This is a genomic window from Caballeronia ptereochthonis (assembly GCF_001545075.1).
GTDB classification, from domain to species: domain Bacteria; phylum Pseudomonadota; class Gammaproteobacteria; order Burkholderiales; family Burkholderiaceae; genus Caballeronia; species Caballeronia ptereochthonis.
Map to the genome: position 1 here is coordinate 1 of NZ_FCOB02000070.1, position 8,456 is coordinate 8,456.

Annotated in this window: 8 protein-coding genes; 4 read left to right on the forward strand and 4 right to left on the reverse strand. The window is 63.8% G+C overall.

Annotated features, from left to right (window positions below):
- Positions 1-315 precede the first annotated feature (315 nt).
- On the reverse strand, positions 316-1,806 hold the full coding sequence (locus tag AWB83_RS35165) for a form I ribulose bisphosphate carboxylase large subunit (RefSeq protein WP_087050206.1): 1,491 nt from the start codon (positions 1,804-1,806) through the stop codon (positions 316-318).
- A 395-nt stretch (positions 1,807-2,201) separates the two neighbouring features.
- Here AWB83_RS35165 and pqqA point away from each other — a divergent pair, with 395 nt between their 5' ends.
- From pqqA to AWB83_RS35180, 3 genes are all read left to right on the forward strand, one after another.
- Positions 2,202-2,276 (forward strand): pyrroloquinoline quinone precursor peptide PqqA, encoded by a 75-nt coding sequence (gene pqqA, locus AWB83_RS35170; RefSeq protein WP_008354335.1) that lies wholly within the window; start codon positions 2,202-2,204, stop codon positions 2,274-2,276.
- Positions 2,277-2,372: 96 nt separating this feature from the next.
- Positions 2,373-2,939, forward strand: coding sequence for a DUF447 domain-containing protein (locus tag AWB83_RS35175; protein WP_087050207.1), 567 nt, complete (start codon positions 2,373-2,375; stop codon positions 2,937-2,939).
- A 35-nt stretch (positions 2,940-2,974) separates the two neighbouring features.
- Complete coding sequence (locus AWB83_RS35180) at positions 2,975-3,697, forward strand: (5-formylfuran-3-yl)methyl phosphate synthase (RefSeq protein ID WP_087050208.1); 723 nt, start codon at positions 2,975-2,977, stop codon at positions 3,695-3,697.
- A gap of 628 nt (positions 3,698-4,325) precedes the next feature.
- Here AWB83_RS35180 and AWB83_RS35190 read toward each other — a convergent pair.
- The 3 genes from AWB83_RS35190 to AWB83_RS35200 form a co-directional block, all read right to left on the reverse strand.
- Positions 4,326-4,913: an amino acid kinase family protein gene (locus tag AWB83_RS35190; protein ID WP_087050210.1), complete on the reverse strand. Its 588-nt coding sequence runs from the start codon at positions 4,911-4,913 to the stop codon at positions 4,326-4,328.
- Between the two features lie 73 nt (positions 4,914-4,986).
- The gene (locus AWB83_RS35195; protein WP_087050213.1) at positions 4,987-6,126 is read right to left on the reverse strand and encodes a hydantoinase/oxoprolinase family protein; all 1,140 of its coding nucleotides are present in this window, start codon (positions 6,124-6,126) and stop codon (positions 4,987-4,989) included.
- A complete protein-coding gene (locus tag AWB83_RS35200) occupies positions 6,123-7,163 on the reverse strand; it encodes an ATP-grasp domain-containing protein (protein ID WP_087050212.1) in 1,041 nt (346 codons plus the stop codon). Before AWB83_RS35200 ends, AWB83_RS35195 begins: the two co-directional genes overlap by 4 nt.
- A 13-nt stretch (positions 7,164-7,176) precedes the next feature.
- On the opposite strand from AWB83_RS35200, the gene AWB83_RS35205 reads away from it, so the two are divergent.
- Positions 7,177-7,914 carry a HisA/HisF-related TIM barrel protein gene (locus tag AWB83_RS35205; RefSeq protein ID WP_087050211.1) on the forward strand — a complete coding sequence of 246 codons (738 nt, stop codon included), beginning with the start codon at positions 7,177-7,179 and terminating at the stop codon, positions 7,912-7,914.
- Positions 7,915-8,456: the final 542 nt, after the last annotated feature.

The following is an 8,456-nucleotide window of genomic DNA, read 5'->3' on the forward strand; positions in this document are numbered from 1 at the left end:
ACCCTGCGGCAGCGCGTAGCGCTGGGCCGGAACGCTTTGGGGCTGAACCAGCGCCTTTAAACTTCTAGCTCGGCAGACCGTGCGCGAACCACGGCGCGTTAGACCTTCGAGGGCACTCTTTAGAGGCTGGGCCACTGCGAACCATGACGACGAGTCAATTTGAAGCACTCGGGGCCAAAGCTGCTTTCTTTGGTTACTTTCTTTGCAGCAGCAAAGAAAGTGACTGCCGCCCCGCACAGGGGCAACGCTAATAGACCACTAAGAATTCAGGATTCCACGAAAGAACAAGCAAGCAATAGAACAAACAACACAACACTAAGCCTCAGTAGCCGTAACGGCAAAATCCGGCGTATCCGTCGATGCATAATTAAATGTCACATCGCGCCAGACATCGAGCGCCTGCTTCAGCGGAGTACACCCCCGCGCAGCGGCCTCGAGAATATCGGGCCCTTCATTGACGATGTCACGCCCTTCATTCCGCGCCTTTACCATCGCTTCGAGCGCAACGCGATTCGCCGTCGCACCGGCCTGAATGCCTTGCGGATGCCCGATCGTCCCACCGCCGAACTGCAGGATCGCATCGTCGCCGAAGAGATCCAGCAGTTGATGCATCTGCCCAGCATGAATGCCGCCCGATGCCACCGGCATCACTTTTCGCAATCCCGCCCACGGCTGGTCAAAGAAGATCCCCCGTGACAAGTCGACTTCGTTGCGCGCCTCACGGCACACGTTGTAGTAGCCCTGCACCGACAAGGGATCACCTTCCAGCTTGCCGACCGCCGTGCCAGCATGAGCATGATCCACGCCCGCCATGCGCAGCCACTTGGCGATCACACGGAACGAAATGCCGTGATTGCGCTGCCGCGTGTACGTGCCATGCCCCGCGCGATGCAAATGCAGGATCATGTCGTTCCTGCGCGCCCACTTCGACATCGACTGGATCGCGGTCCAACCGATCACGAGATCGATCATCACGATGCACGAGCCCAGTTCCTTTGCGAACTCCGCACGCTCGTATATGTCCTCCATCGTCGCGGCCGTCACGTTCAGGTAATGACCCTTCACTTCGCCGGTCTCGGCCTGCGCACGGTTGACCGCTTCCATCGAGAAAAGGTAGCGGTCGCGCCAGTGCATGAACGCCTGCGAATTGATGTTCTCGTCGTCCTTCAGGAAATCGAGGCCGCCTTTCAGGCCCTCGTACACGACGCGCCCATAGTTCTTTCCCGACAGCCCGAGCTTGGGCTTCACCGTCGCGCCGAGCAAAGGACGCCCGTACTTGTCGAGCCGCTCGCGCTCCACGACGATGCCCGTCGGGGGCCCCTGAAACGTCTTCAGATACGCAACCGGAATGCGCATGTCCTCGAGACGCAGCGCCTTCAGCGGCTTGAAGCCGAACACGTTGCCGATGATCGATGCGGTCAGGTTCGCGACCGATCCTTCCTCGAACAGATCGAGCTCATAGGCGATGTACGCGAAGTACTGTGGCTCGTCGGCGCGCGAGCTCGGCACCGGCTCGACGCGATACGCCTTGGCGCGATACATGTCGCATGCGGTAAGACGATCGGTCCACACGACGGTCCATGTCGCGGTCGACGATTCGCCCGCCACGGCAGCGGCCGCTTCTTCGGGTTCCACGCCCGCTTGCGGCGTGATGCGAAAGAGCGCGATGACGTCCGTATCCTTCGGCGTGTAGTCGGGCTGCCAATAGCCCATCTCGCGATACTTCATGACGCCGGCCGCATAGCGCGAGCGCGGATCGGACGGATTGCGCGCCGCGTCGACGGCGGCCTTGCTGAAGTCGTTCATTCCGTTTCCTCGACAGTGAAGATGAGAGTGACGCGCGCTCTTACGTTCGAACGTCCGTCGCGCTTGTGTGTTGCGTCTGCTGTGATTGCAGAGTAAGCGCGGGCCACAAGGAAATGAATTCACGATTTTCTTGCGCGGGCTTAAGGGATGCCTTATTGGGGGTTAGCCCTGATGCGGTTATTGCCAGGTGAATGGGACACTTTGCTCTGATTCCGTCACAGTCGGCGCGCATTGAAGGACTTCGAGGCTCCCCGGCATCCGCTTCATGTCATTGGCATGGCGCTTGCGTCGCTGAAATGCCGGCCCCTCCCGGCCGCCTGGCGGATTCGTCCGCATCGGCAAGCTATCGAGGAATCAACCTGAAGCAGCAACCCAACTCACATGGAGGAATGCGCATGCAATGGACCACGCCTAGCTTCACCGATATGCGTTTTGGTTTCGAAATCACGATGTATATCGCCACCCGCTAACCGCGGATGAAACCCGCACGAGGCCGCGTCGAAAGGATTTGCGGCTTCTTCGTGCGGTCCGAATTTCCTTGAGCCGACCGGACCGAACCGCGCATCATGATTTACGAGACCATCGTCACGACCGCGGATCGCGATGGCCGGCCGCACATCGCGCCGATGGGCGTGCGCTTTGAGGAAGGCTTCGCGATCCTCGCGCCGTTTCGCCCGTCGACCACGCTCGACAACGTCATCGCGACGAAGAGCGCTGTCATCAACTTCACGACGGACGTGCGCGTCTTCGCGGGCTGCGTGACGGGCTATGCGCGCGACTGGCCGACGGTGGTCGCGAGCACGGTGCCGAGCGTGCGCCTCGCTGAGACGCTTGCCCACAACGAACTGCGCCTGGCCGAACTGCGCGACGACGCCACGCGTCCCGTGCTGCGCATGGAATGCGTGCATCGCGCGGTACATGCACCTTTTCCGGGCTTCAATCGCGCGCAGGCGGCCGTGGTCGAAGGCGCGATTCTGGTGAGCCGGCTGTTCATGCTGCCGCCGGAGAAGGTGGACAGTGAAATCGCGTATCTGCAAATCGCGATCGACAAGACCGCGGGCGATGCCGAGCGCGAGGCATGGCAATGGCTGTTGCGCGCAATCGAAGCGCATCGCGCGAAGGCGCTCACCTGACGCTTCTTTCGTAGCATCCCTCTGGAGTTTTGACGATGACCGCATTGCTCGCGAGCGTCCGCTCGGCGGACGAAGCATTCGATGCCGCGAAGGCCGGCGCCGAGCTGATCGATCTGAAGGAACCGAGCGCGGGCGCGCTGGGCGGCGTCGCGACGGGCGAGATCGCGCGCATCGTGGGTGCATTGCGGGCGCAGTATGCGCTGCGGCCGATCAGCGCGACGATCGGCGATTTGCCCAACGATGCGCTCGATGAGATGACCGCGCGGGTGCTGGATGTGGCTGCTGCCGGCGTGGATTATGTGAAGGTGGGCGTATCGCCGGGGGCCGGCGCGGCTGCCTGCTTGCGGCATCTGGCTGGCTTGCCGGCGGCGGTGGTGCCGGTTCTTCTTTCCGATGACGGCGTGGACCGCGAATTGGCTGCGCTTGCCGCGCAGTTGGGCTTTGTCGGGATCGTGTTCGATACGGCGAGCAAGAATGGGCGCACGCTGTTCGATTGTGTCGATGTTGGGATGCTTGCGGCTTGCATGGCCGATGCCCGGTCGCGCGGGACGATGACCGCGGTCGCTGGTTCGCTGGGTTGGGGCGATCTCGACAGGATTCGTATGCTTGCGCCGGATATTGCGGGTTTTCGTGGCGCGCTTTGCGATGAGCGCGATGGGAGAGGGGGGAGGCTTGATCCCAAGCGCGTCGAGAGGTGGGTGCGGGCGTTGCATGGGGCCGGTTTTGATCGTTCGCTTCGGCGTTTGTGCAATCCTTAATTCTTAGTGGTCTATTAGCGTTGCCCCTGTGCGGGGCGGCAGTCACTTTCTTTGCTGCTGCAAAGAAAGTAACCAAAGAAAGCAGCTTTGGCCTAGGCAGACTCGTCGTCATGGTTCGGAGTGGCCCAGCCCCTAAGTGTCGCCCTCAAAGGACGAACGCGGCGTGGTTCGCGCACGGTCTGCCAAGCTAGTCTGTTTAGCCCATGGGTTCAGCCCCAAAGCGTTCCGGCACAGCGCTACGCGCTGCCGCAGGGTAGGCAAGTGAAACCAATCTTTAGCGAATGCGGTGAGATGGAAAGCGTTAGTAGAGAAGCGCGCGCAAACCCGATGGACCCTTCGGCCGCGAAGCGGGCCGGCGCTCTTGGAAGCTGAACCAGTCAGTCTTGTGGCCCGATGGGGAAGACCGTGCGCGAGCCACGGCGCGTTCGTCCTTTGAGGGCGACACTTAGGGGCTGGGCCACGCCGAACCATGACGACGCGCCCGTCTCAAGCACTCCGGGCCAAAGCTGCTTTCTTTGGTTACTTTCTTTGCAGCAGCAAAGAAAGTAACTGCCGCCCCGCACAGGGGCAACACCAATAGACCACTAAGAAATCAGGATTCCACAAACGCCGAAGCGAACAAAAAAACCTAAACCGCCACATTAAGCAACCGATCCCGCATAACCCCAGCATCCCTCTTGCCAAAAATCTCAACAATATAGTTAGCATCCCGCACATAAGCAGGAAACCGCCGATCCAAAATGCCGTCCGCGGCGAGCGCCTCCAACGGTGCATTCACCCCCACCTCACACGACTTCACGATCATGAGCCGCTCCGCATTGAGCGAAGTGGAGAGCCATGCCGCGAGGCTGTCGGAGGTAGTGTCCCAATTGGTCATAGAATCCGGCGTCGAACGCATCAGATCCGTCGGCACCCACACCGCGACACGTCCATCCCGCAACGCCCGCCGGATGCGATTTTCATTCGACGCCAGCACGAGCTCCGGCACCACGCCCTGCATCAGAATCGCGTACTGCGCCATCGCAAGCAGGCACATGTTGTGGGCCGCGAGGTCGTCGAAACGCCATTCACGCTGATATTGCCGCACCGCGTCCGCGAAATCGCCGCCGCCCGGCACGATCACGACACGCCCGCCCCCCACTTCCCATAGCCGCGTGAGCCACTCGCGCAGCGCCGGGTCGTGACTCAGGCTACCCCCGATTTTCACCACCCACATGGTTCCTGTCCTCGTTCGATCTCTCGTTCGATCATGCCGCCGAGCCACGCACCCGGTTCAATTCCCCAAGCTATCACGCAGCGCGCGGCGACGCATCGTTCGAAGGATGCGCTTCGTTGCCTGGCGCTCCCTTCGCCCCACGTGCCCCCATCGACGCAAGCAGCGCAACCGCCACGCTCGGCGCGCACGTCGATATCCATTCGGCACGCGTCGCATCGTCATCCGCGACGCCCGCGAGCCGCGCGAAATCGATATAACTGCGCGCCTCCTGCCGTGCGAGCGCAGCCGCAAGAAAACGTCCGCAGCCCGCGCCCACGATCGGCGCCGCCGCGAGCGCCGCGTCCCGCGCGATCACGCGCGCGAGATTCGCCTCGAGCGCGCGCAACTGTTCGTGCCGCCAGTTTTGTGCGAAGCTCCGCCATTCGGCATCGCTCGCATCGGCGGCGTCGCGGCCGATCATCCGCGCGATGCGCGCCCGGCTCGCGGCCTCCGTCTTCGGCCCGTTGTCCGCGCTCGGATGCTGATCGTGCTCGGCCCACAGCTCGCCCGTCAGACGATAGACGTCCGCGGTCGTCGCGAACCATTCGTTCATCACGCCGGTCGTCTCGCCGCGAAACGCAATGCGATGCGCCACCCCGCACAAGGGCGTGCGCACGACGCCCTGATAGACGAGCTCGCCGCTCATCAGACGCTCGGCGTCGTTCGCGCCGCGCGCCGCGACACGTGAGCCGACGATCGGAATGATGTCCGTCGTCGTGCTGCCGATGTCGACGAGCAACGCGTCGGGCACGCACGTCGCGACCCATTGCGCGGTCGCGAGCCAGTTCGCGGACGCCACCTTGCGCCAGCCGTCCGCGCAGGCCGAGCGCGCGAGCCAGCCCGCATCCCCGGCATAGAACATCGTGCGCGGACCGAGCCGTTGAACCAGCGTTCGCGTAAGCATGCGCACGCCCTCGGCGCGGTCGGCGAAGAGATCGACCATCTCGCCGGTCATCGTGACGGCATGGCGCGCCGATGCATCGGCGGCGACGGGCCAGCGCTCCAGCACGCCATCGATCACGCGCTCCAGATGCGCAATGCCCTGCCATAGCGGACACGCCCATTGCGCGACGTCGAGGAGCGCGCCCGCGCGAGTCGCCAGCGACACCTTGACGTGCGCGCCGCCCACGTCCCAGCCGAACACCGGCGCATCCGAAGATATCGTCGCGTTCATGACGATGCTCCGCCGCATGCGCGCAGGCGATGGACATCGCCGTCGAAGCCGGGCACGCGATGCGCCGCGAGCAACTCCGCCGCGAGATTCCTCCCTCCGTGCCGGCTCAGCTCCGCATACGCGACGGTCAGACGCGGATTGACCTCGATCACGATCGGCCCGAACTCCGGATGCCACACGACATCGATGCCGGCGAAGCCGCGCAAGCCGGGAAATGCCTCGGCGACCCGCAGCGCCAGGCGCTCCAGCGTGCGTCCCTGCGGCCCGTGGCGGTCGATGCGATCGACATCGACACCGTCGAACTGGACGATGCGCTCGCGACGTTCCGACCCCGCCGCATCCGACAGCCCGATGCGCTGCCGGTTGATGCTGACGAGCCGCGCGAGACGCTCGCGGCAGATGAGCGAAAGACTCAGCGGTTCGCCGTCGATCCATTCCTGAAGGACCGGATTGCGGCCCGAGGCCGCGCGTGCTTCATATTCGGCGCGCGCGGCGGCGAGATCGTCGTAGACGTAGGTGTCGAGGCCGCCCGCCCCGTCATCGGGCTTGACGACCCAGCGGCGTCCGGGTCCCGCTGCGGCGGCGTCGGGTTCGAGTGCGGGCGTAACGGCGATGCCGCGCGCGGCGAGGCACGCGGCCGTCGCGCTCTTGCTCGACGCCGCGCGAATCACTTCCTTCGCGCAGCCGAGCCAACGCGCCTGGCCGACGGCATCGAAGAGCTTGAGGAGCAATCCGTCGCACTCGGGCGCGACGATGCAGGCATAGTCATGCTCGCGCGCCACGCGGGCGACGAAGCGCGTGAGCGGCTCGCCTGGCTGCGCACGCACATAGCCCTGGGCCTCGTCGACCTGTTCGAAGCGCGAGCTCGCGACGGTCACCTCGATGCCCGGCAGCGCGCGCAGGTCCGCTGCGATGGCATCGCGCATCACGCGGCCCTCGACGATCAGCGCGGAGAGATCGGCGAGGCTGCCAGCGTCCGCCGCGTCCGGATCGATGCCGCCGCCGGTGAGATACTCGAATACGAAGATCTTGGTCAAAGGAAAGCCATCCATGCAGGTGATACCCGTTCTCGATCTGCTCGACGGCCACGCGGTGCGCGCGGTGCGCGGCGAGCGTTCGCGCTACCGGCCGATTCAGTCCTCGTTGTGCGCGACGAGCGATCCCGTTGCGATCGCCCGCGCGCTCGTCGCTGCCACCGGCTCGCGCACGCTGTACGTCGCGGACTTGGGCGCGATCCTGCGGCGCGGCGCGCATGACGAGGCGCTTGCCGCGCTGTGCGATGCGCTCGGCGACGGCGTCGACATCTGGCTCGACGCGGGCTTCACCGCTTTTGCGCCGATGCGGGCGCTCGTCGAACGTGTCATGCGCCTGTCGCGCTCCGCATCGCGCGCCAAGATCGTGCCTGTGTTCGGCACCGAGACCCTGCTCGACATGGGCGCCATCGCCGAAGCGTCGGCCAGCGGCTTCGAGCCGATCCTCTCGCTCGACTATCGCGGCGGACGCGCGCTCGGCGCAACGCATGCCAAGAGCGCGTGGTGGCCGTCGCGCGTGATCGTGATGACCCTGGATCACGTGGGCGCCTATGCCGGGCCCGATCTCGATACCTTCGCTGACGTGCGCGCGCTCGCCGGTGAGCGTGAGGTGATCGGCGCTGGAGGCGTCCGCAATGACGCCGATCTCGCTCTCGCCGCCGATAGCGGCGCGTACGCGTGGCTCGTTGCGTCCGCGATTCACGATGGGACGGTTTGCATTCGTCGCGATGTGGGACGCGGATCGTCGGTGGGGTAACTCAATATCTGTGCCAACTGCGTTGGGGCTTGGTTTGGCTGTAAACCTTTGGCAAGGCGGTGTTGCATAGGGTGGTGCATGGGTGACAGTGTGTTGCATTGCGGAGCAGTTTCTTTTCTTTCTTTTCTTTCTTTTCCTTCGGGGTGGGGGCTTGCTTGTTCTTTCGTGGAATCCTGAATTCTTAGTGGTCTATTGGTGTTGCCCCTGTGCGGGGCGGCAGTCACTTTCTTTGCTGCTGCAAAGAAAGTAACCAAAGAAAGCAGCTTTGGCCCAGAGTGCTTGAGGCGGACCCGTCGTCATCGTTCAGAGTGGCCCAGCCCCTAAGTGTCGCCCTCAAAAAAATAACGCGGCGTGGCTCGCGCACGATCTGCCCCATCGCACCACAAAACTGACTGGTTCAGCACCAAAGAGCTCCGGCCCGCTACGCGGCCGAAGGGTTCATCGGGTCTGCCCGTGCTTCTTGGATAACGCCTCCATCTCTTCGCATTCGCTAAAGGTTGGTTTCCCTCGCATGCCCGACGGCAGCGCGTAGCGCTGTGCCG

What these genes read in the sequence shown, in the direction of transcription:
- AWB83_RS35180 (WP_087050208.1), top strand. Translation starts at nt 2,975, where the DNA reads ATGACCGCATTGCTCGCGAGCGTCCGCTCGGCGGACGAAGCATTCGAT.
- AWB83_RS35175 (WP_087050207.1), top strand. Translation starts at nt 2,373, where the DNA reads ATGATTTACGAGACCATCGTCACGACCGCGGATCGCGATGGCCGGCCG.
- AWB83_RS35195 (WP_087050213.1), bottom strand. Translation starts at nt 6,126, where the DNA reads ATGAACGCGACGATATCTTCGGATGCGCCGGTGTTCGGCTGGGACGTG.
- AWB83_RS35165 (WP_087050206.1), bottom strand. Translation starts at nt 1,806, where the DNA reads ATGAACGACTTCAGCAAGGCCGCCGTCGACGCGGCGCGCAATCCGTCC.
- AWB83_RS35205 (WP_087050211.1), top strand. Translation starts at nt 7,177, where the DNA reads ATGCAGGTGATACCCGTTCTCGATCTGCTCGACGGCCACGCGGTGCGC.
- AWB83_RS35190 (WP_087050210.1), bottom strand. Translation starts at nt 4,913, where the DNA reads ATGTGGGTGGTGAAAATCGGGGGTAGCCTGAGTCACGACCCGGCGCTG.